This is a genomic window from Flavobacterium sp. RSP49 (assembly GCF_003968735.1).
Classification (GTDB): domain Bacteria; phylum Bacteroidota; class Bacteroidia; order Flavobacteriales; family Flavobacteriaceae; genus Flavobacterium.
This window is the reverse complement of the sequence record NZ_RYDN01000002.1, coordinates 183,580-207,485: the sequence shown is the minus strand read 5'-3', so window position 1 is coordinate 207,485 and position 23,906 is coordinate 183,580. Positions and strand designations below refer to the sequence as shown.

Annotated in this window: 19 protein-coding genes; 1 reads left to right on the top strand and 18 read right to left on the bottom strand. The window is 35.5% G+C overall.

Annotated features, from left to right (window positions below):
- Positions 1 to 234: 234 nt before the first annotated feature.
- The gene (locus EKM02_RS02550) at positions 235 to 1,404 is read right to left on the bottom strand and encodes an acyl-CoA dehydrogenase family protein (RefSeq protein ID WP_126451896.1); all 1,170 of its coding nucleotides are present in this window, start codon (positions 1,402 to 1,404) and stop codon (positions 235 to 237) included.
- Between the two features lie 166 nt (positions 1,405 to 1,570).
- Positions 1,571 to 2,467, bottom strand: a complete 897-nt coding sequence (locus EKM02_RS02545) for a ComEA family DNA-binding protein (protein ID WP_126451895.1) — start codon at positions 2,465 to 2,467, stop codon at positions 1,571 to 1,573.
- A gap of 258 nt (positions 2,468 to 2,725) precedes the next feature.
- On the opposite strand from EKM02_RS02545, the gene EKM02_RS02540 reads away from it, so the two are divergent.
- Positions 2,726 to 4,204: an amino acid permease gene (locus EKM02_RS02540; protein WP_126451894.1), complete on the top strand. Its 1,479-nt coding sequence runs from the start codon at positions 2,726 to 2,728 to the stop codon at positions 4,202 to 4,204.
- A gap of 73 nt (positions 4,205 to 4,277) precedes the next feature.
- Here the strand turns inward: EKM02_RS02540 and EKM02_RS02535 are convergent, their stop codons facing one another.
- The 16 genes from EKM02_RS02535 to EKM02_RS02460 all read right to left on the bottom strand — a co-directional run bounded on the left by EKM02_RS02535 (position 4,278) and on the right by EKM02_RS02460 (position 23,669).
- Positions 4,278 to 4,505 (bottom strand): PspC domain-containing protein, encoded by a 228-nt coding sequence (locus EKM02_RS02535; protein WP_126451893.1) that lies wholly within the window; start codon positions 4,503 to 4,505, stop codon positions 4,278 to 4,280.
- An 89-nt stretch (positions 4,506 to 4,594) separates the two neighbouring features.
- Positions 4,595 to 5,866 carry a DUF2851 family protein gene (locus tag EKM02_RS02530; RefSeq protein WP_126451892.1) on the bottom strand — a complete coding sequence of 424 codons (1,272 nt, stop codon included), beginning with the start codon at positions 5,864 to 5,866 and terminating at the stop codon, positions 4,595 to 4,597.
- Between the two features lie 120 nt (positions 5,867 to 5,986).
- Positions 5,987 to 6,469 (bottom strand): 3'-5' exonuclease, encoded by a 483-nt coding sequence (locus EKM02_RS02525; protein WP_126451891.1) that lies wholly within the window; start codon positions 6,467 to 6,469, stop codon positions 5,987 to 5,989.
- A gap of 218 nt (positions 6,470 to 6,687) precedes the next feature.
- Entirely contained in the window at positions 6,688 to 8,049 is a 1,362-nt protein-coding gene (locus EKM02_RS02520; RefSeq protein ID WP_126451890.1) for a pyridoxal-phosphate dependent enzyme, read from the bottom strand.
- A gap of 209 nt (positions 8,050 to 8,258) precedes the next feature.
- Complete coding sequence (locus EKM02_RS02515) at positions 8,259 to 10,217, bottom strand: putative porin (RefSeq protein ID WP_126451889.1); 1,959 nt, start codon at positions 10,215 to 10,217, stop codon at positions 8,259 to 8,261.
- A gap of 244 nt (positions 10,218 to 10,461) precedes the next feature.
- Positions 10,462 to 11,856 carry an exopolysaccharide biosynthesis polyprenyl glycosylphosphotransferase gene (locus EKM02_RS02510; protein ID WP_126451888.1) on the bottom strand — a complete coding sequence of 465 codons (1,395 nt, stop codon included), beginning with the start codon at positions 11,854 to 11,856 and terminating at the stop codon, positions 10,462 to 10,464.
- 182 nt (positions 11,857 to 12,038) lie between these two features.
- Positions 12,039 to 13,391, bottom strand: coding sequence for an O-antigen ligase family protein (locus EKM02_RS02505; RefSeq protein WP_126451887.1), 1,353 nt, complete (start codon positions 13,389 to 13,391; stop codon positions 12,039 to 12,041).
- A gap of 6 nt (positions 13,392 to 13,397) precedes the next feature.
- Positions 13,398 to 14,483: a glycosyltransferase gene (locus EKM02_RS02500; RefSeq protein ID WP_126451886.1), complete on the bottom strand. Its 1,086-nt coding sequence runs from the start codon at positions 14,481 to 14,483 to the stop codon at positions 13,398 to 13,400.
- Between the two features lie 81 nt (positions 14,484 to 14,564).
- A complete protein-coding gene (locus EKM02_RS02495; RefSeq protein WP_126451885.1) occupies positions 14,565 to 15,683 on the bottom strand; it encodes a glycosyltransferase in 1,119 nt (372 codons plus the stop codon).
- 844 nt (positions 15,684 to 16,527) lie between these two features.
- Positions 16,528 to 17,394 carry a hypothetical protein gene (locus EKM02_RS02490; RefSeq protein WP_126451884.1) on the bottom strand — a complete coding sequence of 289 codons (867 nt, stop codon included), beginning with the start codon at positions 17,392 to 17,394 and terminating at the stop codon, positions 16,528 to 16,530.
- 268 nt (positions 17,395 to 17,662) lie between these two features.
- On the bottom strand, positions 17,663 to 18,232 hold the full coding sequence (locus EKM02_RS02485) for a class I SAM-dependent methyltransferase (protein WP_234423141.1): 570 nt from the start codon (positions 18,230 to 18,232) through the stop codon (positions 17,663 to 17,665).
- Positions 18,229 to 19,230, bottom strand: coding sequence for a glycosyltransferase family 2 protein (locus EKM02_RS02480; protein WP_126451883.1), 1,002 nt, complete (start codon positions 19,228 to 19,230; stop codon positions 18,229 to 18,231). Before EKM02_RS02480 ends, EKM02_RS02485 begins: the two co-directional genes overlap by 4 nt.
- 2 nt (positions 19,231 to 19,232) lie before the next feature.
- Positions 19,233 to 20,780: a glycosyltransferase family 2 protein gene (locus EKM02_RS02475; protein WP_234423140.1), complete on the bottom strand. Its 1,548-nt coding sequence runs from the start codon at positions 20,778 to 20,780 to the stop codon at positions 19,233 to 19,235.
- A gap of 192 nt (positions 20,781 to 20,972) precedes the next feature.
- Positions 20,973 to 22,190, bottom strand: coding sequence for a glycosyltransferase family 4 protein (locus EKM02_RS02470; RefSeq protein ID WP_126451882.1), 1,218 nt, complete (start codon positions 22,188 to 22,190; stop codon positions 20,973 to 20,975).
- 1 nt (position 22,191) lies between these two features.
- On the bottom strand, positions 22,192 to 23,067 hold the full coding sequence (locus EKM02_RS02465) for a hypothetical protein (RefSeq protein ID WP_126451881.1): 876 nt from the start codon (positions 23,065 to 23,067) through the stop codon (positions 22,192 to 22,194).
- A 212-nt stretch (positions 23,068 to 23,279) separates the two neighbouring features.
- Positions 23,280 to 23,669 carry an endonuclease domain-containing protein gene (locus EKM02_RS02460; RefSeq protein ID WP_234423139.1) on the bottom strand — a complete coding sequence of 130 codons (390 nt, stop codon included), beginning with the start codon at positions 23,667 to 23,669 and terminating at the stop codon, positions 23,280 to 23,282.
- Positions 23,670 to 23,906 lie beyond the last annotated feature (237 nt).

The following is a 23,906-nucleotide window of genomic DNA, read 5'->3' as shown; positions in this document are numbered from 1 at the left end:
TTAGCGGAATTGATAGTTCACCTCTGTTTTCCTTTGAATAAATTTAGTGTTTTTTATCTAATACAAAGTAAAGGCGGTATCGGGAGTTAAATTCGCAGCACCATTCTTGACATAAAAAAAAGAGTCAATACACAAATCGACTCTTCTTTTTATAAAATACTCACTTTATTGAATCTAAAGCATCCCGTTACGAAAAACTTATTCGCTCCAGAAACTGCCTAATCAAAGTCTAAACTACTTTACCGCTGGTACATAATTCTGATTATCAATGATTAATTTTCCTAAAATCTCTTTCAGAATTTCTGAAGTTCCCCCGCCTATTGGTCCTAAACGACTGTCCCTAAACAAACGTGCTAATGGATACTCCTCCATATAGCCATAACCACCTAACATTTGCAAACAACTATAAATAGTCTCATCTGCAACTTTTGTAGATTTCAGCTTAGCCATAGTGGCTTCCTTTACGACGTATTCCCCTTTGTCTAAACGAGCGACAGCAGCATAGTTAAACACCTTACAATGTTCTACCTCTGTTGCATGCTCAACAAGCGTGTGTCTTAGTGCTTGAAACTTACTTATTTTTTTTCCAAATGCCTCTCTTTGCGACATATAAACTATTGTATAATCTATTGCATATTCAGCTCTCGCATGTGCATTTATCGCCATGATTAAACGCTCTAAAGCAAAATGCTGCATGATGTAAGGAAATCCTTTCCCCTCTTCTCCCATTAAGTTTTCTGCTGGGATCTCTACGTTGTCAAAAGCGATTTCAGCCGTATCAGATGCTCTCCAACCTAATTTATCTAGTTTGACAGCCGATATACCTTTTAAACCAGTATCCATCAAAAAGATGCTTATCCCTTTATTTCCAAGTTCAGGATTAGTTTTTGCTGCAACAATATAATAATCGGCATAAACACCGTTTGTTATAAATGTTTTGGAACCATTAATAATATATTTATCTCCTTTTTTCACGGCATTAGTGCGCATCCCCGCAACATCACTACCCCCAAAAGGCTCTGAAATACATAAAGCTCCTATTTTCTTTCCGGCGATACTTGGCACTAAGTAGTCTTGCTTTATCCTTTCGTCACCCTCGGCATTCAAATGGGTCATCGCTAAATACCCATGAGCCCACATGGCAGCAGCAAAACCTGATGACTTAATTTTTTGCAATTCTTCGAGAAAAATAACAGTATAAAATAAATCGAGATTCAGACCGCCATAAGCCTCTGGGTAGGCAATACCAAAGTACCCCATCTCGCCAAATTTTTCCCAAATAAAACGTTCTATTGTACCCGTTTTTTCCCACTTTTCGATATGCGGAACAACTTCTTTCTGCAGAAAATCTTTTAAACTTTCTCTAAATGCATGGTGTTCTTCCGTAAAATAAATTGAATTCATATAGTATCTTTTTTTTTAACAAATAGTATTAGTTGAAACATAATAAAGTCGTGCTATTTCAAATTTCGTTTTTAAACATTTAAAAATAATCCTTTAATAAAAAAGTAACACCTTTATTTTAAAAAGTAATACAATCCTCTTATCCGGAGCTTAAAATCTGACTCTTCTAATTAAAGTCCAAATATAAGTCAATTGTTTTTGCTTTATCAACAGGAAATCCCTTAATTTTTATTAAATCCTCAATATTATTAAAATCCCCCTTCATGCTTCTATAGGTTATAATTTCTCTGGCTAGCGCATACCTAAAATAATAAAACTGAGAAAGCTCCTTTAAAGAAGCGGTATTGACCTTGATTTTTTTAAATTGAGGCAGCGCCAAAACTTCAAAATGAGTATTCAAATTCTCAATTACTTCTGGCGACAACCCCCAAATATCCTGCATTTGATCCATAGAAACAAATCCGCCCAACGTTTCTTTTTGTTTTAAAATGCGAATAGAAATGGCCTCACCTATTCCATAAATTTTTACCAAATCTTCTTTTGTTGCCCTATTGATATCAATGACTACTATTTTTTCTTTTTTGGCCAAAGCTGGATTTGAATACTTTTTATAAGTTATAAATTTAGTTTTCTGGCTTTTAGAAAGCACCCAATCCGGGAATTTAAAATAAGGCGCTAGCACATTTAACAATGAGTCTGAAACTTTAGTCACGTTTTGAAACTCCTCAGGAGAATTTACATATTTGTTTTGTTTCCTAAAAGCGAGCAAACGATCAATTTCCTGAAGAGACATCCCTAATCTATATCCTTTATAATCTGTGATAAAATTGGGATTAAAGAGATACACCTTGGACTTTTTATTTACAGTTTCCTTTGTAAGGGAATCCATTGCAGTTTGAAGAGAAAGCCATTTTTGTTTTTCAGGATACACTTTAGATACCGCTCTAAAATCAACAAAAAAATAAACCAGCTGCAGGACTACACTAATCACAAACAAAAAGAAAATACCGGTTCGCTGCTCCTTAGTAAACTTAAAATAAGTTAGAATCGTTTTAAAACTCATGGGGTACGTATCGATTTGCTAGCATTAAAAATAATTCTAAATTTATAAATTAAATCAAGACCGTTCGCTTTCTGTAGATTTTTTTTCAAAAACAAATTAATGCACGCTACAAGCCTATTTGACAAAATAATTTCACCGGGAATCAATATTAAAAAAGACGACAAATCATTTTTTACAACTTAAAATTCAATTATTGTTTTTATTTTTTATAAAAAACAATACATTTGGAGCTTAATAACAAACAAAACCATATAACCCATGTCAATTTGGAAAACTAAACCCCTTTCGGTATTGCTAAATGAAGCATCAGAATCTGAAAAAGGATTAAAAAGAACTTTGTCTTCACGTTCATTAGTAGCGCTAGGAGTTGGAGCAATTATCGGAGCAGGATTATTTTCTTTAACAGGAATCGCAGCCGCAGATAATGCAGGACCCGCAGTAACGCTATCCTTCGTCTTAGCAGGGATAGGTTGTGCCTTTGCTGGATTGTGCTACGCTGAATTTGCCTCTATGATCCCAGTAGCAGGAAGTGCTTACACCTATTCTTATGCAACAATGGGAGAATTTGTTGCTTGGATTATTGGATGGGATTTAGTGCTTGAATATGCTCTTGGAGCCGCAACAGTAGCAGTGAGTTGGTCTCAATATGTAGATAAATTCCTCGCCAATTATGGACTCCATATTCCCCAGGAGATACTCCATGGACCATGGGATCAGAAACCAGGATTCATTAATTTACCCGCCATATTAATTATCTGTGCCCTTTCTCTACTATTGATTAGAGGCACAAAAGAATCAGCTTTATTAAACAATATTTTGGTTATTTTAAAAGTAACTGTTGTTATTGTATTCATAGGTATCGGATGGGGTTTTATCGATGGAGCGAATCACACTCCATTTATCCCTGTAAATGAAGGCGAAGCCCTTTTAAGCTCAGGAAAGATGACATTTTTAAATTTCTTTAGTAGCGATTACTTTGGTCATTACGGTTGGAGTGGTATTCTAAGAGGTGCAGGAGTTGTGTTTTTTGCATTTATAGGATTTGACGCTGTTTCTACAGCTGCACAAGAGGCAAAAGATCCACAAAAAGGTATGCCAATTGGTATATTAGGGTCGCTCATAATTTGTACCGTTTTATATGTTCTATTTGCTTTTGTTTTAACTGGTTTAGAAAACTACCTTAACTTTAAAGGTGACGCAAGCCCTGTCACTACAGCGTTTGCTAAGACAGGTTATACATTCTTAAATTCAGCATTAACAATTGCGATTATTGCAGGATATACCTCTGTAATGTTAGTGATGTTGATGGGGCAAAGTAGGGTTTTCTACAGTATGAGTATCGACGGATTATTACCTAAATTTTTTAGTACATTACATGCTACAAATAGAACACCATACAAAACAAACCTACTTTTCATGGTTTTTGTTAGTATGTTTGCAGGATTTGTTCCTGTGTCAGACTTAGGTCATATGGTAAGTATAGGAACATTATTTGCGTTTGCTCTTGTATGTATTGGAGTTGTTGTAATGAGAAAAACTAATCCCGATGCAGTAAGAGGTTTTAGAGTGCCATTTGTACCAGTATTTCCAATTCTAGGAGTTATCATCTGTCTAATCTTGATGGCTGGATTACCTATTGAAAGTTGGGAAAGACTTGCCATTTGGATGATTATTGGAGTTGCTATCTATTTTGCCTACGGTAAGAAAAAAAGCAAACTAAACAATCCGGATAAATAAATTATAGCATCCAAAAAAAGGGATTCTAGAATAGTTAAACTATTTTAGAATCCCTTTTTTTTATTTAACTTTTTTACAAATCAAAAACCGACGTGCGTTTTGCACGAATTAAATCTTTCAACCGCATCCAAAAAGCCAAAGTTAAATACACGGCAAACCACAAGCCGGCTGTAACAAATGACAAGTAAATAAAAAATAGTCGGACGCTACTGGCACGCATTCCTAAGGTATCTGCTAAGCGGGAGGAAACATGAAAACCGTGTTTCTCAAAAAAGAACTTAAGCTTAATTACTGCTGACATTTTTCAGTTAGTGTATTAAATTCGTCAATCGCATATTTAAAAAGCAAATTTACAACATTCTCCAGTAAACAAATCCAAAAATAATTGAATTAATTTTTTTTCAACAATTCCATTCCTACGGCACATTCTAAGCATTTACCGGCGTTGCAATACTCCATTTTTAGTTGCAGTAATGATTGGGTATCAAAAGCACTTGCAGCGAGAACCCCAAAAGACTTGAATTTATCTATAATGGCATTTTTCTCCGGAGAAACTTCTTCTAACAGACGAATTAAGTCCTCTGAAATTTCTTTTCCCTGACTTTTAGCAAAAGCAAATTGTAACGGAATTATGGTATTTATGACGATCAAATCGATGAAAGATTTAGAAAGCGATTTCCTTTTCTTTGGACTTTCTTTATCAAATTGGTAATGATTCAACCAATATTCAGAAGCCGAAACCTGAAACAGGTCGTAACTACTTTTTAATGAATTCAAAACACTTATTTTTGAAAATAAATGCACCTGACTGTGGTATAAATTTGCGAATTGAGAAAGACGTATCGTAGGAAAATTATCGGGGCGATGCTTAAAAAACTGGACTGGTGCCTGGCCACCTTGCTCCAATTGGTATTTATGTGTCAAGTAAAAATACCTAAATTTTAAATCTTTGAAATAAGTATCCTCCTTATCAGAATCCAATAACCCTGCGGTTCCAAAAATTAATGCTTCCAGATTCTCAATTTCAAAACTTTCTTTTCTAAGCACCGAAAAAGGAATGTTTTGTGCCATATTAAAAAAGAGTTCTCCATTGGTATTTAATCCAAAATTTTTAGCCAAAAGGCAAAACAACACTGCTTCCCAATCGTGATTGGTTTGTTCTAACAAATCAAATATAGATTTTGCTTTTCTTTCCAAACGTTCAAAAAACAAACGTTCCTGCCAATTTTTAAAGACAAATCCATCAATTTTATTAATTTGCTTTTCGCAAAAAATCCATGATTTGGGAGCCATTAAAGATTGGTAATTTTCAAGGGTGGCCTTATCCACATATTTTTTAAGTTCCAAAACCGGAATTTCGCTGTTATTGCTTCTAAACACTTCCGTATCATGCTCCCAAACTACATGTAAAATAACGTTTTCATATCCTGAATCCTGTTCATGATGATGCACATACCAGTCTGACGATTTAAGATGAATTTCGACATTTCCTGCCCATTTTTGATTTGCAATCGTTATTTGTGCATTAAAAAAATCAGGACCGGCCAGTTCAAGATATTGGCCCACAGTAACAATTGTGATTTCCTCTCCATTGAAAGTTTTCAAATTCAAAGTATCAAATTTCTTGAATTTCCACAGGTAATGGAGGAAATCTTCTTTCATATTGAAAATATTAGATTGAAGACTAATGTAGTAAAAAAAGAAATAGCAAATTATCTAAAACAAAAAAAATCAGAAATTTCTTTAAAACTCCAAATATTATTTTGGCAAAATAGGATGTTTTTATTTCAACAAATACAATTTGGCACAAGCCCGGGCATCAGATAACGCTTCGTGATGATTCAAAGCGATATTCATTTCCCGGCAACAATCGCTCAATTTAGTTGGTTTCAATCCTTTGGCTTTGTATATTTTTACGGTACATTCCCAACGAGAGGCAATATTCAAATCCGCATACTCTAAATTATAAAGAGCCATTGATTTTGCCAAAACATTCCGGTCAAAACTTTCATTGTGAGCTACAACCATCCTGTTTTGCAACCGTTTTTTAATTTCAGGATATACCTGAGCAAATGACTTAGCATTCATGGTATCCCGCGGATAAATCCCATGCACTTGAATGGTAAAAGGAGAATATAAATTATTTGGCGGTTTGATTAAACTAACAAACTCATCTGTAATTATTCCATTTTCTACGGTTACAATTCCTACAGAACACGGATGGTATGCGGTTGCTGTTTCAAAGTCTATAGCGGTGAAGGTCAATTTGATTTCAGATTTAGGGTTAACGATATTTGATTTCAGATTTACAAAAATACTGTCAATTATAGAAGTTCAATGTATTTGTTACCTTTTTTTTAGATGTTCTTCCAAACTTTTAGATTCCAAAAATCTTACAGCAACAAAGTAATTAAACCAAAAAACCTTGCAGATTTTTTGATTCTTGTTGGAGTATAATTAGGAAATAAAATCCAGTTTTAATCTTATTTTATCGACCCAATAATATCATATTTAGTTATAATATGGTGATTCCCATTCTCTAATTCAATCAAAACGGCTTCATTCTCTTTCGTGAATAATCGAGAAACTTCTTCAATAGGAGTTCCGTGTTTCACTATTGGAAAAGGTTTTCCCATTACATCTTTAATCGGTTTATCAGCTACATTTTTGTCGGCTACGTAACTTTGAAACAAATCACTTTCATCAACAGAGCCTACAAATCCGGTGGTATCAATGACAGGAATTTGAGATATCTTGTACTTACGCATTCTTTCTATGGCGTGCGAAACTAATTCTTCGGTACGCACCACAATCAATGGTTTGTCGATATGATCTTTTATTACATCCTCCGCCTTAGTGATTTCTTCTTCTAGAAAACCGCGTTCCCGCATCCAGTCGTCATTGAACATTTTACCTACATAACGGCTTCCTGAATCATGAAAAAGAACCACAACTACATCTTCCGGTTTAAAATGTTCTTTGAGTTGCAACAATCCTTTGATCGCCGCACCAGCAGAATTCCCTACAAATATTCCTTCTTCAAGTGCAATTTTACGGGTATAAACCGCCGCATCTTTATCCGTTACTTTTGTAAATCCGTCAATCAAAGAAAAGTCTACATTCATGGGCAATATGTCCTCACCAATCCCTTCTGTGATATACGAATAGATTTCATTTTCATCAAAAATTCCTGTTTCATGGTATTTTTTAAATACAGAACCATAGGTATCGATTCCCCAAATTTTAATGGTTGGATTTTTCTCTTTCAAATATTTCCCAACTCCGGAAATAGTTCCTCCAGTGCCTACCCCCGATACAAAATGAGTAATTTTACCGCTTGTTTGCTCCCAAATTTCTGGTCCCGTTTGCTCGTAATGCGCGATAGCATTTGAAGGGTTGTCGTATTGATTCACATACCAGGAATTAGGCGTTTCTTTGGCCAATCGTTTAGAAACCGAATAATACGACCTTGGATCCGTAGGTTCTACATCCGTAGGACACACCACAACTTTAGCGCCTACGGCACGAAGAATATCCATTTTTTCTTTAGACTGTTTGTCTGAAATTACGCAAATTAGTTTGTATCCTTTTATAATGGCGACTAATGCTAATCCCATTCCTGTATTCCCGGAAGTTCCTTCAATAATAGTTCCGCCTGGCTGTAAACGGCCATCAGCCTCCGCATCTGCAATCATTTTTACAGCCATTCTGTCTTTTACGGAATTTCCTGGATTGAACGTTTCTACCTTAGCAAGTACTAAGGCCTCTACTTCGGCAGTTACTTTATTGAGTTTCACTAATGGGGTGTTGCCTATGGTACCTAATATATTTTCTGCGTAGCGCATTGTATAATAAATTTAAGATTGTAATTTGTTGTAAATACTGCTACAAAGATAGTATTTTGTTATAAATTATTCTTGTTTACGGAATTTTGCGTTCGTGATAATAGCGACATCCTTTCCTTGCTTGCCGCCAAGCAAGGAAAGATATAGCGGATAGCGCGATAAAACGCCCAAAAAAAATGACTTAAAAAAATTGAAATTTTAAAGAGCTATTAATTAAAGAAGTTCCAAATTAAACCAAATCGGATCGTAAAATCACGCGATGGATTATTGGGGGAGGCATAAAAATCATTGCCGGTGAGTGCCGAATTAAAATGTTCCGCTTTCAAATAGATCCTTGTTCTTTGAATTTTTGCATTGATAAAAAAATCAAGGTTAGGATGATTGCCAATTTGTTTGTTTTTTTGCACAAAAAATTCTCCTATGACCGGATTGTATTCATTGGCATAATAACTGGAAAAGTAATTGAGTGAAATCCCTGTTTGCAGAAATAAGGCTTTTTTAAACAAAAAATTCGAGTAGTAAAACGTATTTCGCGTTACAATTTCAGGCACGTTCAAGATGGCATCTTGTTGTTCTGTTTTTTGATATAAAACTGTATTATCTAACGCAAATTTTCCAAATTTTAATTCTCTGCTGATTTTGATCGATACATAATTTATTGTGCTATTGTATTGTGCCGGCGCAACAATTTGTGTGTTATCTGTTTTTTGCTGCGCAGTTGACGCATCGGTAAAATACAAATGATCATTCAAAACTGAAAACTGCAATTCCGCATCTAGCCAAGGAGAAATGGCATTAGCTTTTATTGTATTTATTTTTTCATTCTTAAAATCATTAGACCAGTTGTACTGCACGTAACTGCTCTGGTGCAGATTGTAATTGTTATTGGGTAGTTTGTTTATATTTTGATACTGAAATGCAAATTGAATTTCATCAGTGAGCTCATACTTCAATTTAGCATCTAAATTTGAAAGCGACTGGTTGGTAATGGATCTGGAATAAGAAAAAATACCGTTCCATTTATTTTTTCGGTATTCATATTGTCCTCCGGCACTATTGATGTTCTGGCTCAAGGAACTTGGGACTGTTTTCGCATCAAATATTAGGATCTGATTGTAATAGTAATTAGATCTGAAATCGTCAGCAAAAAACTGAAATTTACCCAATGTTGTATTTTCATAAATCAAACCAATTCTATTGTACATCTTGTTGTAACGCGTTTGATCATTGATCCCGCTGTTTGCAAAAGAGTCCCCAAACCGGTCAACTATTGCCCCTCCTACGGCAGATGCTACTGTGGCCTGATTGTATTCAAAGAACTTATTTTCGTAATTAAACTGATGCGCGAGATACGCGTTATTGTCTCCTTTTTTTGTGTTAATTCTAAAATTGTGATCCACAAAAATTCTTTTTCCTTTCAGAAATGATTTGGCGTCATTAAGATACACTTCAAATCTTTGTCTGTTATCGTAGTTTGGATCACCACTTTCAAAATCATTAATAGTCGTAATTCCACCGTTTTCTTCATTTAAAATATCTTGATAGGTATAATGTGCATTAGCAAAATACCGTTTATTTTTAGTGTTGTAACTGGTGGTGAACCTGAAATTTCCTGTACTTGAGAGCTGATTGATGTATTCTCCTTCTGAACGTAGTCCTCTGTAGGCTATCGAAAAATTTAAATTTTTTGAGGTGTTCAGGGTAATAAAGGCATCTACTGACTGCCCCTTTTGTACGGTTGTTTTAAAATATAATTCGGTAACAGGAGTTGCTACAGAGCTGTAACGGATTTGGTTTGCCTCCAAAAAATTAAAATGCTTTGCTTTAAAACCAAATTCGGGAAATACAACTACATCCGTCAAACCGTATTGTAAGGTATTGTATGTTTGTCCATCATTTGCAAAAGGTAAAAGTCCAAAAATGTCTTTTCGCAAATAGTTGTGGCTGTATTCTTTTTGAATATTGAGAGACGTGTCAATGTAAGTGGTATCCCGTTCTAAAGTGATGAACCGATACATATCAACAGTAGCCACTTTTTGTTCTTTTTGTTTATTGACCGTATCTGACGCACTTTGGTATTTACTGGCAGTATCTGTATTAGTAATATTTTTTTGAGAAAACAGCAGCATGGGCACTGCTAAAAAACAAAATAAAAATAATATTCTCATTTGACAGGATCTAATTAGTCGGTTACGTATACAGTTTTAACTCGGCAAAGATAAATGATAAAAACCTATAAATAAAAAAACATCTGACGGAAGTATGTGTTATACAAGAAAATTACTCGCTGTCAATTTACTCTTTCGGTGCAGTTTTAAAGAGACCTGCAAGCAACAAATTTTCAAGAAACTCTCCTTTTTTGTAGCATTTTGCACCGCAAAACGACACATTAAAAAACGTGTCTGATACTAGCTACTGTCCTCGATAAAACAACACCGTGGTGATGGTCTTGAAAGCAATGTTCAAATCCAGGTAGATGCTGCGGTGCTTGATATAATACAAGTCATACTGCAGCTTGATCAGACTATCATCAATGGTTTCCCCATACGTATAATTGACCTGTGCCCAGCCAGTAAGCCCTGGCTTGATGATGTGTCTGGTTTCATAAAAAGGCATTATTTCTGCAATTTCTTTTACAAAAACAGGACGCTCGGGACGCGGACCTATAACGGCCATATCTCCTTTTAGTATATTGATAAATTGAGGAAACTCATCGATTCTGGTTTTACGCAGAAATTTCCCAAACAGCGTTACTCGGGAATCATTCGTAGCGGTAAAAACGGCACCGTTCGATTCGGCATTTTTAACCATTGTCCTAAACTTTAAAATTTTAAATACCGCCCCATCTTTGCCTATCCGTTCTTGTGAATAAAACAACGGTCCTTTATTTCCTATTGCATTTCCAAACAAAATAAGCGGACACAAGAACACGCCTACAACAAGCCCAGACAAGGAAATCGTTATTTCAAATATTCGCATAACAATCAAATACAACTTATTCTGATTGCTTCGGCTAAAAGGAAAAAAACGATAAAAATCCCGTGACATGTACTGCACTGGTATGCGCTGGGTTTTACTTTCATATACCTGTGTATATTCCCGTATAATATTCCCAGCCTCTAATAAATGAAGCAATTGTTGGTACAAATCTGCTGTAATTCCTTCCGTTTTTTGGGAAGCAATCACAATTTCAGAAACTCCGTTTTCATTCACAAAAGAGAACAAATCCTCTCTTTTGATGTGCTGCACATAATGGTATTCTTCTAATTGTTGTTCACTGCAATCTAGATTAACAAACCCAATTATTTTATAATGCGGATCGATATTTTCAAGTCCTAAAATCAACTCCTGTACCTGCTCCTGATCACAAATCAAGATTGCTTTCTGAAAAAATCGATTAGAGGCCAAAAAGGTTACATACAACATCCTCCAGACAAACAACGATAAGAATACGACCAGAAAAAACAATAGAATTTGAAGGCGGTTTGAGGGCAGTTCCGGAGAAAAAAACGGCGTCAGCAAATAGACTAAAACAGTTGTTGAAACGGTAATAAGAGTGCTTTTTAACACCTGAAACTCGTTGCTGGCTACCTGAAGATTATACATTTCAAAAACAGTTCCAAATACATTGAGGTATACTGCCAAAACGATTGTCCAGTAATAATTAGTAGCTGAAACTTCAAAATAATCAAAAGCAAATACCTTTCCAGTTGCATATAAAGCCGTCAAAACAAACAGAACATCAAACAGTCGAAGAATCATCTTTCGTTCTGATATTTCAAAATGCATTTTGTCAAATGAAAACATGATAGGTATTTATGGTACGAGTGCAATTTAATGTTTTTGTTCCAAATTAAATTTATAGTAGCAACTCTTTTTTTTAAGAACATCCACTTTTAACAAAGTGATTTTTTAATAGCTGCGAATTCCCTAAAAAAACCATGAAAAATATTGAAACGAATACGCACCACTTTTATTATGGTTCTTCTCTACTCTTCTTCCACAACACTCTTTCTTCTGGACGATCTCAACTGCACATTGAGTAAGGACAACGAATATACAAAGGCCGGTGCAGCGGTACGCATGGCGGCATGATTAATGGTTAAAAACCAAAAGGCAACAAAACACAATAAAAACATATTGAACTTGTTTTCCAAATACAAAACCAAGGGCGTAAAAAACAAAATCAGTAGCGCTAAGACCCCTAAAGACCCATGCTCGGCCAGCATCCGGGTAATTTCATCGTGGGATGAGACCCTGATACCCGTTTCATCCTCCCGGACTTCGACCCCTTTCCCAACCCCTACTCCAAAAATAGGGTTCTTCAAAAACGTATTGATCTCATTTAGTGCCACATCCTCCCTGCCGGTAAACTGGCTCTCTTTAGCCCTTCCTGCGGCATCTTGATTGGCATAGCGCTTGTCAATAAGGCCGCCCGTCTGAAAGGAGGTGAAGGTCCAAGTGACAAACATTGCGAACACTAAGAATACGATAATATAATTCAATTTTGCCCTTCCGCCAAAATTAGATTTAAAATACAAGAACGCCAGCAACAAAACAATCATCAAGAATCCGGTAATCATTCCTCCTCGAGAGAAAGTAATGATTCCCCGATAAGTGATATTCAACGCAAGGATCAGGTTGATTATAATTTGGAATTTTGTTTTAGAATCCAATATTACTCTGGAAAAAAAAATAAACATCCCCAGTCCTAAAACCGTAGCCACCTGATTGGGGCCATACCCTCCAGAAGTTTGAAAATTAGATTCGGTTCCCGTAATGACTTCCTGTAAATCTGGGGTATACAAAATCAGATATGCCACACAACTAATAATAGGAAGACCCATGCTCAGCAGGATTGTATTCATCTGATCCAATCCAATCTTTCGCCGAAAGGTGTACAAAGAAGCCAGTCCCAAACAAACGGGACCCGAAAGGTTAAAGGCAATCGCTTTGCGAATATTCGTGTCAAAATTCAATACAAAAGTTGAAATAATAACACCGGGGATTAGTAATAATAGAAAGATCCAATACGGAATGGCTCCTTTAGAAAAACCGCTGTAATACATCCCGATAAGAACAAAGAGTACAACCCCGTATTTGGAAATTTCATAGAGTGGATTTCCACCGGTCATTCGCAAAAAGACTTCGCTCCCTACCACATAAGCCGCAGCAATCAGTGCTTCGTTATTTCTGTTTTGTTTTTTTACGATATAATAAATTCCAAAAATAAAAATAGAATAGCCGTATATTTTTGCTGTAAAAGGCAACAAATACCCCAATGCACCCACCACCACATGGAAAAGAATTAAATAGAGATAGGATCGATCTTCGTTTTTCATTTGTAACTATTTAGAATCGGATAGTTTTTCATAGTTCTTAATTAAAATATCGATCACTTTTTCTTTTGAATAATTATCTACAACTAATTGATGCAAATGTAGTGCAAAACAAATTCTTAAAGATTCCTTAGAAATCATTTTGTCTAATTGAACTTGAAGCTGAAAACTATCTAGTGGAGTAAACAACAAACCGCTAAAATTATCTTGGATAATCATTGGACAATGCCCAGTATTTGTTGATATTACTGATAATTTTGCCAAACCATATTCTAATAATGTTACAGGAAACCCCTCTGCTGTAGAAGTTAAAATACCAATTGTTGCTTGAGATAGTATGTATTTGATGTCAGTCTTAGAACCATAAATAAAAACATAATTTTCTAAATTATGTTTACTTATAAATTCCTTTAAAATAGCTGAATAGTCGTCCTTGTAATCTTTTCCGATTAAATGCAAACTCCAACCCAATTCCATTAAATTCATTTCCGCAAAAGCGCGCAATATTGTTATGTGATTTTTAGGTTGTTTTAGATTTGCGATACATACTATTCGCTTCCCTTCTTCACTTTTCAGAATAGTTTCTTTTAAAACGGTGTCATCAAACGTAGCGAAATTTGGTAAAAAATAATTTTTTTTAGTTAATAGATTTTTATTAGCCCAAACTTCTAATTGATGATTTACTACAAATGTGCAAGAGAAAAAACAGGAACAAAAAGATAATATCAAATTATTCCATATTGATTCATTTGCCCTTGCTCCATAATGATCGTGCCAAATTAACTTAATCTTAGGATACGTCAATTTAAGTAATACCGCAGTAAAAAATGATGTACCGTGTGCATGTGCGATTGTAATTTTATTCTGTTTTACAAATGATTTCAACTTTAAAACTGACCTTAAGTCGAAAGTGTGTTTTTTATTTAAATACAAATAAGAAACATCCGCATCAATTTGATGGAGCAGTGGCCCTTCATTTCGGGTAACGACCAAACCTGCAAATTCAATTTTTTTCGCTAGCGCATTGGCATAACTGATCGCCATACGCTCCGCACCACCGGCCTCGAGTGAATCTATAATTTGAATGATTCTCATGTTGTTGTTATCACTTATGTTATATATTAATCTACGCCCAATAGTAGCAAACCCACTCAAAGAGACGAGTTAAACTCAGCATCAACGTGCCAGTAATTTTTTAATTTCCGCTTCGAAAAAATCCATCGTATAGCCCCTGGACCATTCTGCTCCTATGGTTTGTTTGTAATCAAAAAGGCTTTGGTTACTCAAAACCGATTCGATTTGTAAAATATCTATTTCAAGATCCATTTCCAGCAAAATCCCTCTGTTCCCATAATCCAGCATAAAAGGCACACATGAAACAGCGGTTGCCAGAGGAACACAACCCCAAAACAGACCCTCGGCAATCACTTTTGGCCACCCTTCACTCTCTGAAGGCAACACTATAAAATGACTGTCCTGATAGGCTTTTTGCAGGGTTTCTTTGGATTGATTTCCTTTCAAAAAAACAATGGACTCGAGCTGATGCGCTGCAACATACTCCTCTAAGACTTTACGTTCTACTCCTTCCCCATACAGTCGCAAACGCACTAAATACCCTTTTTGATGCAAATTTTCGATCAATTGAACAGCATACAGCGGATGCTTCCCATGGACTAATGTACCTGCAAAAACAAAATCGACCACACCCTGTAACACTTTTGGAACCACTGCCAATTTATCTTTTTCAGAATAGGTAGCCGTAAAAAAAGGTTTAATATTTCCAGAACTGCCCTTCCACTCGCCATACACTAAAACCTGCATGTTTCGGGTCAAAAAAGTGTTACTTAAAATCCATCGTTGCAGTTCGTAGGTCCAAGGGTGCTTGGATTCAGGATCCCAATTTCCGGCATATTTAGCTGTTTTTGGAGTATTCGGAAATAAAATTTGAACAAAACAACCCAATAATCCAATATTTCCGGGACACCGTAAATGAATGTGATCAGCAGATTTCATGGCTTTAAATAAAGCCCAAAGCAATCCGGGAAGTTTAAATAAAGTAAGTAAAATAGCTTGTTTCGATAATAAATCAAAACTTGGAACAGGAATAAAGTGTATGTTTTGATGCTGGTAAGAACTGTCAATGGCTGTCGCCTTACCTAAAAAAAAAGGAGCCACAATCACTACTTGTGTTACATGGTTGCCCCAAACATTCATTTCTCTTACGTAGGGAGCGTACGCATAATATAAATTATTCACTTTCGAATGCGGCACGTGGGTAATGATTAAAAAAGTCATGTTATGGTTAAGGTGAAAAATGATTTCGTTTAAAAAATTTATGGAAAGTTAATTATTAATCTGAATCGAAGCATATTATTTTCAACTAAAACCATTTATATTAATCAAACAGTCCCGCTGTCAGTCTATCGCAATATCATTATGGTAAGGATTCGTCAGTTCGAGGTGGAATTTATACCCTAAAAAAGCAATATAAAAATGACTTTTTATGTTTGTATTCAATTATATATCAAATTGCTATTATTTCCGAGGTACTGTCCTAAGCTTCCGCAGTCGAGTGTCAAATGTTTTAAGAATACGTAAAAAGAAAAGCTGTTTGAGCGTAGCGAAATCGAAGATTAGTGAATACAAATTAAAATAGTAGCGCATGAACAATTCTTTTCTTTTAGTACTCGAAAACTAATTTGACCGACAAGGAAGTGAAGACTTGAAATCGAAGATTCAGCAATACCAAAAAACAATAATAACTCATGAATATTTTTTTATTTCTTTTTTGATCAAGACAAATCTAAGATTCAACGAACACCACTTATAATAAAAGTTAAGTGAGCTAAAAAAGAAAGTTAGTAAGTCCTAATTATTTACTTTCAATAAAACGTCATTGGTAGTTGAGTTGAAATTTGCGATAGAAAGTTATTACGAAGTATCGAAAACCTTTACGTTTTGGAAACATCTTCATACAATTTTGAACATTAAAGCTTTCGTACTAATATTGAAAATCAGTCAAAGTGACGGTAAAAACAGCTTAACCTTAATGACATACGTTCGATACGCCATAAAGATGTGATTTACAAACGGTATAACTACCCTGAAAAACGGCCCCGCCTTACTTTGATTCGCATTATCATCTAACCTTTAATAAAATAGCAATACTTCCGGCAGTTAATTCCTCATCAGAATAGTTTTCATACAATTCATTAATCTTGAATTTCTTGAATTTTCTATGCTGCTCACTTCCCTCTTTACAGCTATCAAATTCAAGAAAAACAATTTCAAAGTTTTTCTCAAAAAGTTGCAGATACTGAGGTAATCTAAGTCTGTTGTGATAATCGAACTTCGTTTGAATGCTGTCCCATTCCTCATTGCTGTATTTAAGGAAATCATACAACGAAAGACTACTATCCGAGTAAGCTCTATGATCACTTGGTGAAATTAGGTGTACTATATAACTCCCACTCTTTAATTTTTCCCTGAATGTTTCATGAATTTTAATGATACTTTCTGGAGGTACATGTTCCAATACGAATCGTGACACTACCAGATCTGCATTTATAAAATCTCCATTACAAATGTCTGTATACGGAAAATAGCGTATGTCCTTTGGCAATTGAAAAACACCCTCAAAGGTACTTGTTGGTACTCCATAATTTTTTGAAAACAGCACATTCAATTTTACAATTTCAGATAATGTATAATGCTTGTTAATATCATAAGTGTCAACCCTCTTGGCATTGGAATCATACTTTAACAAATAAGGAAGAATGGGCAACCAACCGGATCCCAACTCTATTACATGCTTGTTTTTTAATTCGATTCCATTTTTATCAAGTATTCTTGAAATAGTTTCCAATGATTTCCTGGTGGATTCGATCTTATAGTCAATCGTATCCTTGGCAAATAGCTGCTGCAATTTGTGATACAAGTAAAACCCTAATTGTTTAGGCAAAACATCAAGGCATTTAAATAGAACTGTTTTGGATTTATGGTTCATTTACAAAGTATTGTTGTAATTCTTTCTTTTATTTCTTTCTCATTAGCATGGTCAAATGCATGCAACGGAACAAAACTCGATTAGAAGTTCTGGATTTTCCCCAATCATGATGATGCCATTGTTGTCCTAGTTGCTTTTTCTTTTCTTCAGAAATGGGCAAAACAGCTACAAATACATTCCATTTGGATTTTCCTAAAAGTCCGCGTCTGTCAAGGATCGTAAAGGCTTTTTGGTATTGGTAAAATGTTTTTTTTGTAAATGGCCATTCTCAAGCTGCATCCGATTGAAAAGGACGGTAAAGGCTTCTTATAATTTTTATGGGCCAACTCGTTTGCAGCGGATCATAACTTATTATTTCACCTTTTGGAACTAATTTTTCATTTAATTTGTCAATTAAAATGTTGGCGTTTTCAAAATGATGCAATACTCCGTAGGCATAAATTAAATCAAATCCATTCTGTGTAAAGTCATCGCAAAGGAAATCAACTGTTTCAGCTTTAGCATTGGGTAAAGGTTTCAACCTTTCGTTCAATTTTTCAATAGCCACATCGCTCAAATCAATACCCAAATATTCTTTGGCATTTTCGGCAAGATACAAGGACCAGTAATTTCCTGAATAACAGCCCAAGTCAAGTACTTTTTTATTGGACAAATCGCCAAACCATTCTTTGTGCAACAGGTAAACTTGATCCTGAATACCAATGTTTTTTCTGGTTTTGTTTAGAAGGCCATTTCTAAATTTAGCCCGAATTTTAGTAAAAAAATTCTGCTTGATATTGTTATTATAAAATTCCTTTTGCTTTTTATTGGTTTCTAAAATCGCTTCTGTTGTTTTCATTGGGTTATTTTTGGTTTATTAATCATCAAACTCCACCAACCAACGGTTCTGCCTACTGCCTCAGTAAAAGCTTCTTTTTTACTACTGCTGGTAAAGGTATTGCTAAACCGAATACCAGTCAAAAGTAATGTAATTGTGTGCCATTTTAATTGATGTTCTAATGTTGGCTTAGGATTTTTCGTTCTCCAGACATACCAACCATTTCGCACGACCATTTTCCCGTATTGATATTGATTGGGTCTTCCTGCGGTATCGTGATAATGATACAATCTTGCAGCAGTGTTCAAGTACAATGCCCCTATCTTAGACACTCGTAAAGAAAAGTCGGCATCCTCATACAATCCATAACCTTCAAAATAAGTAGAAAACCGCAACGTATCAAACACCTTTTTTCTGAAAGAAGAAACACCTCCCATCAACATTTCTACTGCATACGTTTTACCGCTCGGAGGCAAAAATCCCACACTACGACCGTGTGAATATAAGGAAGAATAACCCGGTGGACAATCACTGTCTAATCCTAATTTTTTTCTTAACACGAATCGGCTGCCATCTTTTCTTTTCCATCCATCAAAATAAAATTCATCACTTTTGGAGTGATACTTTTCACCAACAAATTCCGTTTTAGTTTCATCAATAATGTACCCGCCAACACCTAAAGCCTGCGGATAAACCTTATACGTTTGTAACAGTTCTTCAAAATAGGTAGCCGTCAAAACAATGTCATCGTCTAAAAAACAGATTATTTCTATATCAACTGCTACTCTTTCAATTCCGTAGTTGCGTTGCTTAGTCAGACCACGATGTTGTGGTGGAACGACGAAATATTTTAAATGATCAAATCGATTATTCTCTATCATTACCGATGTATCTTGATTAGTTGACCCATCGATGATCATAATTTCATCAGGATACTTTGTTTGCTCTTTCACAGACTCTAATAGCTGTAATAAAGCTTCGGCACGCATGTACGTACAAATTAGTAATGAAAATTTCATTGTTATTGGTGTCTAATTCCTAAATTCTGCAATTTTTGTGCATAAAAAACCGACTTCTTAAATTGAATATTCTTGTAAGGAAGTCGAAATAAACGATACAAAAAAGCAACTTTAGAACCCGTAAATAGATAATAGGTAAAATGTTTATACTTATACTCTCTCAATTGTTTAGGACTGTAATGCTTCATTATCCCATACATAATTGTTGGACTAGGAACCGGTTTTATGTTTTTCACAGGAGCATCCAGTTCCCAGGGCTGTGCTTTCCTTTTTTTTCCAACAATCTTAGCTTGAGTTCCCCAAAAACGATAGCCTCCGCTGGGTGGTTTTAAATGTAAATTAGCAGCAGATGGATTAGCTAAAACAGTTACTCCGATTTTACTTAACGACATTCCAAAATCACTGTCTTCGCCATAACCGCCATCAAAATTGACATCATTACCGACCAACTGATTTACAAACTCCCGTTTGACACAAGAATTCGCATTGCTAAACATTTGAGTACAGCCCGCAATAAATGGGGGTCGACTCAATTGTTCCAACTTAAGAGCCAAATCCTCTAAATTCTGTTGGTGGTGATCCGCACGGATATCCAGTCCGTTGCAGGCTCCAACCGAATAGGTTTGTAAGAACCGAATGTGGTTTTCGATGAAATCCGCAGGGATCCGAATATCATCATCCCCAAAAACAATATAATCCCCCGTGCATAGAGCAATCCCCTCATTTCTGGCCCTACAACTACCCTTTGTCTGTTGCCAAATCACTTTTAATTCAAAGGGATACTGCTTTTGTTCGTAGGCCGTTTCATCTCTGTCGCTCAAGGGAGTGGCATCTACAACAATAACTTGGGTCGGTTTATAGTTTTGATTAGACAAATCATCTAACAATTGTAAGGTGTATTCTTGACGGAATATCGTAGGTATAATATAACTTACTGTAGGATTACCTTGAATAGCAAGAAGCACCCGAGAAGGAATTCTAGCCGTTATGTCCCTTTTTTTATAGGTATTCTTGACTCTGAACAAAGTAATCCATTCTGAAATTTTCAAGAAACCTAATCTGTAAATCATAAAAATGGCATGGCTTATTTTATAATTTTTTCTAAAAAAAAGATGACGATCTCTTCTTGAAACTATCACCTTTTCTATAGCCGCATTTGTAAATAAATTTTTTACATATAATGGAACTCCTCCCAAAAAACGGTTGCATCGAAATCCAAAATCTAAAGCCTGCATTTGAATATTTTCAAAATCGGTATCAAAACCTTTTGTGAGGTCCCAAACTGATTTACGAACTGCAAAAGCATTGGGATTAATCCTCCAACTGACACATTGATCTAATCCATCAAAATCATTCAAATACCAGAAGAATACAGCAGTCTGATAGACCAATTCAGGGAAAGCATTTTTATAGCCCTGCTCAAAAGAACTATGCCAAATATCGCCTGCTCCAGTAGACAATAGCTCCAATTGTGAAAAATCAGGAGTACCGGCATACAATAGTACTTCACCTGACGTCGTTGTATATTCTTTTAATTGTATTCTTCCCATTTATAGTTTAAACTTAAATCTACCCGTTGGGTGTAATTAATAAAAATTTCAATTAATCTTAAATAAAAAAATTGAACCACACTTCGATCCGTTAATCTCTGTTAGCATCCTACGTTTTAATAATCCTTTCTATCAGGTCGAAAGTACATATTGAGCGTCGACGAATTGTAGTCGAAGTCATGCTTTTTTAACTTAGCTGTCTGATTCTAACCTAACACAAACTTTTTTATAAAACACTACACTCTGTTGCGCCACTTTCTCCTTACTAAATTTTTCTTTCACTTTCTTTTCTGCCGCTAAACCAAACGCCTTTTGCAAAACAGCATCATCTAACAGTTGAATAATTTTTGTTGCGTATTCCAAATGATTTTTAGGATGTACTAAAAACCCATTGATACCGGCATCAATCACTTCTTGTGCCCAGCCAATATTTGAGGCTACAATAGGTTTTTGCAGCGCCATGGCCTCAATCCAAGACACGGGCAAAGCCTCTGCAAAAGTAGGAAACACGCAAATTGTTGCCGTACTAATATGCTTTTTGATGTCCTGATATGGTACAGCCCCATAATAAGTCACATTGAGCAGCGCAGCTGGAGAAAATATTCCTTGCATCATCTGCCAAGTGGAAGAATTCCCTGACATGATATCGGGAACATCTTTCCCTAACAAAATCAATTTTGTATTTGGATTTTTAGCGACCACTGCATTAAAAATAAACGGCAACTCTAACAATCCTTTTTTACGAATTAAACTACCAAAATATAGAATCGTGTTCGTATTTTCTTTGTTTTTATCATCCGGACTAAACGCATCAAGATCAATACCATTCGGAATAATCGTAAATTGCTTGTTTAAACCAAAGACCGCATTCGTAGTATCGGCCGTAAACTGACTTACGGAAAGCAAGCCATCTGCCTTTTTCAATGCTCTTTTTTCATGAAATTTATTAATCCACTTTACAGGCCGCTGATCCAAGTGACAAAAATAAGTATCCGAGCCATGCAACCGAATCACAACCGGACATTTTTTAGGAGAGATAAAAGAGGTGATTCCTGTCCAGTCCGGAGCTTCTACCACATCAATTTTTTTATCCTCGTATAAAGTATCAATAATATTTTGCAGTTTTTTTCGGGTCAAATACCACGACAATCCCTTAAATTTCACATTTCTGATTTGTTGAATACAAATACCATTGTCATAAAAAACAGCTTCTTCTTTTTGGGCATACACTAAAACGCGTACGGAACAGCCTTCTGCCAAAAGTCCCATTGCCAGATTTTTGATACTGGTACCTATCCCGCCGGAGCTTCCCGTTTTTGGGTGTGGATATTCCGGGCTTAAAAAAGCTATTTTCCTCACCTCAACCTTCTCCAAAATAAAGGGAGCCACTGCTGAATATTCGTTTCCCATCTTATCTATTAAAAAAATCTTTTATAATTACACTGGTAAACCGTCGTGCTCCGGTATCATTCAGATGCCCGCAGGACGAAAAATACTGATCTCCTTCTACCGTATTTTCATAATTGTAAATTTCAGGATAGCATTGTTGCACTTTTTCAAAATAATTTAATCCTTTGGTATTGGTGCACATCGGGGTCATGACGGCAATCAAATTGATGTTGTTGTCCTTGCAAAGCTGTTTAATTTCTTCATAATATTTGTTCCGTAACGGTTTTAAATTAGTCAGATTGTTTTTCATGTTACCCTTTTTTTTGACTAACGGATAATATCCTAAATAAGCCAAATTTGTAGTAGGCTCTTTCGATACCGTTTTATAGAGTTCTCTAAACCCAATCTTGGAATCAAATGCAACATACCTGTAAAAAGGAATGTAATACAATTCTTTAAAATCGGCCTCTTTTAAAAAATGATTTCTGATTGTTTTAGAATCATGGATAAAGGGAAGAAAACGAGAAGAAACACCCTCATCTCGCTTTTCATTTGATAAATTCAAATCGGCCTCGAGTATCACATTTTTTATAGTATACTTTCGTTCCACCATTAATTTCAACAGTAGGGAGGCTTCAAACAAATGTCCTCCGCTCATCCCAAAATTAAATGTTTTCAATCCTTTTTCTTCAAACATTGGAGCCACAAAATGATTGTTGGCTCTGGAAGATCCTAAAATTACCACATCATACTCGCGCGCTGCTGAATTGTAAACATAATCAATTTTCCCTCTATTCGACGACTGTACATAAACTGTTGTGTATAGAAAATCCAATACTACTAACAGTAAAAATAGTAGCACGAGGGTTTTGACTGTAAAAATTAAAAACTGCTTCATTGTTGTTTTGTATTGTATAGTATTTATAGTTTCTTTTTAAATAATTTCTTTTTCCGCCCCCATCCCTAAAGGGTGGGAAAAAGAAAGACTAAGAACTACGATTCAAGAGCGTTCTAAATTTCCGTTTCCCTTTAGGTTAGGGGTAAAACGGAAATTTGACACCAAACGACCTAAATTTTCGACTCCCTTTAGGGCAGAGGTAAAACGGAAATTTATCCCGCATCAATAAACGCTTTTATTGTATCTATAACTTCCGGCAACTGCATTAGTACTTCCTCATTTGTGAATCGAATTACTTTTAATCCTTGAAATTCGATATTCTTGGTTCTTTCTTCATCTAATAGCTGTTGTTCTTCAGTCAGATGATATCCTCCATCAATTTCAATTACTAACTTTAAGGCATGACAATAAAAATCGGCAATGTAAAAACTAAGAGGATGTTGCCTCCGAAATTTAAAGCCCTCTATTTGATTGCTTTTTACCGCTAACCAAAATTTTTCTTCCGCTTCAGTTGCGCTTTCTCTTAATTTCTTTGCATTTGAAAAAATTTTCGGAGATGCACCTTTCCACATATTATCTGACTGAAGCGAATTTTTATCCATAACTCAAACTATATTTTTATTTCAAAAACTTAAGATTCCTTTAGGGTTGGGGTAAAACGAAAATGCGGCTCCCTCAACTTCCTTTTTCCTTCCCCATCCCTAAAGGGTGGGAAAAAGAAAGACTACGACCTACTAATCAAGAACGTCCTAAATTTTCGGCTCCCTTTAGGGTCAGGGTAAAACGAAAATCAACCTCTCCTATTCCTTTTTCCTTCCCCATCCCTAAAGGGTGGGAAA